General features: G+C 62.3%; 3 protein-coding genes and 1 pseudogene. 2 read left to right on the top strand and 2 right to left on the bottom strand.

Annotation, left to right across the window (positions count from 1 at the left end; all coding sequences use genetic code 11):
- Positions 1-248 precede the first annotated feature (248 nt).
- Both ABC138_RS17405 and ABC138_RS17400 read left to right on the top strand, forming a co-directional pair.
- Entirely contained in the window at positions 249-608 is a 360-nt protein-coding gene (locus ABC138_RS17405) for a metalloregulator ArsR/SmtB family transcription factor (protein WP_068316623.1), read from the top strand.
- Positions 605-1,201 carry a cadmium resistance transporter gene (locus ABC138_RS17400; protein WP_068316641.1) on the top strand — a complete coding sequence of 199 codons (597 nt, stop codon included), beginning with the start codon at positions 605-607 and terminating at the stop codon, positions 1,199-1,201. Before ABC138_RS17405 ends, ABC138_RS17400 begins: the two co-directional genes overlap by 4 nt.
- An 83-nt stretch (positions 1,202-1,284) precedes the next feature.
- On the opposite strand, the gene ABC138_RS17395 is transcribed toward ABC138_RS17400, so the two are convergent.
- On the bottom strand, positions 1,285-1,500 hold the full coding sequence (locus tag ABC138_RS17395) for a hypothetical protein (protein ID WP_169702107.1): 216 nt from the start codon (positions 1,498-1,500) through the stop codon (positions 1,285-1,287).
- 805 nt (positions 1,501-2,305) lie between these two features.
- A pseudogene (locus ABC138_RS17390) lies at positions 2,306-2,517 on the bottom strand (hypothetical protein); the annotation flags it as partial.

The raw sequence follows: 2,517 nt of genomic DNA, 5'->3' as shown, positions 1-2,517 counted from the left end.
ATTTTCGACCGTCGCTATGGCCTCATTTTCGAGCGTCGTCGACAAACCGACGGCTTTCGGGCCACTCTACTTCTGAGCCATCAGTTTCGAGCCGGATTTTGGGCCGTCTGGCGAGACTCGACGAGGCGGCTCGAATACGAACGTCACCGAGCCGTACGTTGAGGTGCCGCAATTGACGATTTTGCCGTGCAAGCACCTTCATCCGCTTCGGGCCTAGATCATTCAGCATCTGCTGTATAGTTCACCAGATGCTGACCATTAATACCCGGCTGGACGCGATGCACCGTCTTGGCCGTGCACTGGCCGACCCGACCAGATCCCAGATCCTCCTGACCCTGCTCGACAGTCCCGCCTACCCGGCAGAGCTGGCCCGGGACCTGGACCTGACTCGCTCGAACGTGTCCAACCACTTGGCCTGCCTGCGCGACTGCGGCATCGTAATTGCTGAGCACGAGGGCCGCAGGACCCGCTATGAAATCGTCGACTCACATCTCGCACAGGCACTGGCGGCGCTGGTCGACATCACCCTGGCTGTCGACGAAAGCTCCCCATGCATCGATCCAGGCTGCTTGGTCCCGGACTGCTGCGCAGGAGAGGTGGACGCCTGATGCTCACCACGACACTCCAGGCCATCGGCCTGTTCATGGCCACCAACATCGACGACATCATCGTGCTGTCACTCTTCTTCGCTCGAGGCGCGGGCCAGCGCGGCACCACCACCCGCATCCTGGTCGGCCAGTACCTCGGGTTCGCTGGCATCCTCGGCGCGGCAGTGCTGGTGACCATCGGAGCCGGCGCCTTCCTGCCCTCCGAGGCCATTCCCTACTTCGGGCTCATTCCCCTCATCCTCGGTCTCTGGGCTGCATGGAACGCCTGGCGCGGCGACGATGATGATGACGACGCGAAGGTCGCTGGCAAGAAGATCGGCGCGTGGACCGTCGCCGGTGTCACCTTCGCCAACGGCGGAGACAACATCGGCGTCTACACCCCCGTCTTCCTCAGCGTGGATCCCCTAGCGGTCGTCGCCTACTGCATCGTCTTCCTCGCGCTGGTCGCCGTCTTGGTCGCACTCGCCAAATTCGTCGCCACCCGCCCACCAATCGCTGAAATCCTCGAACGCTGGGAACACATCCTGTTCCCCATCGTCCTCATCGGCCTCGGCATCGTCATCCTCGTCACCGGCGGAGCATTTGGTCTCTAGCAATGAACGAGACCGGTCAGGTCCGTCCGGTGGCGGTCCGGCACAGGATCGTCACCGCATTACCCTCGGCTCAGTGACAGACGTCAGTGAGCAGCAACCCGGTCGAGGTCTGCCCTAGGGTCCTCGAGACCTTTAGCCTCGCTGGCATGGTCGGATCTTTCGAAGATGAAATGCGGGACCGTGCCCGCAAGAGGGAAATTGGGCGACAGGCTGCTGAGAGAGTTGAGGGTCAGCGCAGGATCGATGTTGAACAGCAAGCGCAGCAGGCGAGTGCGGCGTTCGTGTCCGGTCCGCTGCATGCGCGGTTGTTGAAGGCTAGTGAGTTCTTGCGAAGTTCCGGCAACGCCCCGGAGATCACGCTCTACGAGGAGGTTGGGAGGAAGCGCCAGGGGTCTTCTGCCCGACCGCCGATCCCGCGTGGTGCGCCAGCTGTGCGTCGGCGCAAGACTCCCGGTGGGGGGCTACCCGATGCCACGTTCGTCGAAGTCGGGCTGGGCTGGGCCGTGCTCTTCGTAAAAGAAAACTCCGGCGAGCGTAGTTTCCGTCGGTGGTACTACGTACTGACCACATCAGGGTTCGTCGCCACGACCAATGACATAGCTGGGCTTGGTGGGGTCAAGCTCGGGCTGTTTGGAACTAAGAAGCTGTGGACGGGGAGTAGCACCGGCGCATTGAAGTCGCTTGAGTCCCCGCGGTGGCAGTCGGACGTTCCTGACAAGTTCTGGGATGGCGTAGCGATACGCGCGGGTGGGCACGACGTCCCGACGTTTAGTTTCCGGCCGCGGTCAGGTTTCCAGGAACCGGAATAAGACGACAGTGGGCCGGGTCGAGTTTGCTGCCGGGCGCTGGCTCTAGCGGTGTCGGTAGGGCGCACTTGAGGTGGATACATCAGCGTCCAGCCCCTGCCCCGCGAGGAGCTTCTCGACTGCAGTTCCCTGCCGAGGCGCACTGCTTGGTCCGACCCTCACCGCTTTGATTGCGTCTCCGGAAAATGGAAGCTTGAGGTAGGGCAAGAGCCCGCCTGCTCGCGTGCGTAGCGACGGCAACTTCTGCGGGCTGACGGCAATCAAGGGGTCTGCTGCACGATCAGGTGACAGTGGTTAGTCACGCAGCCTGAGTGGCTGGCGTGGTCATGATTGTCTCGAACTCGATCGGGGTCAATCGGCCAAGACGGTCTTGTCGTCGGCGTCGGTGATAGGTCCGTTCGATCCAGGTCACGATCGCGATCCGGAGGTCTTCTCGAGTCGCCCAGGCACGACGGTCCAAGACGTTTTTTTGGCTCTCCTGACGCTTCCGTGGGTGTTCTGGCGAGCCGT

It is taken from the genome of Janibacter sp. LM, assembly GCF_039631275.1.
GTDB classification, from domain to species: domain Bacteria; phylum Actinomycetota; class Actinomycetes; order Actinomycetales; family Dermatophilaceae; genus Janibacter; species Janibacter terrae.
The sequence above is the reverse complement of the archived record's forward strand: the minus strand, read 5'-3'. Positions and strand labels throughout refer to the sequence as shown.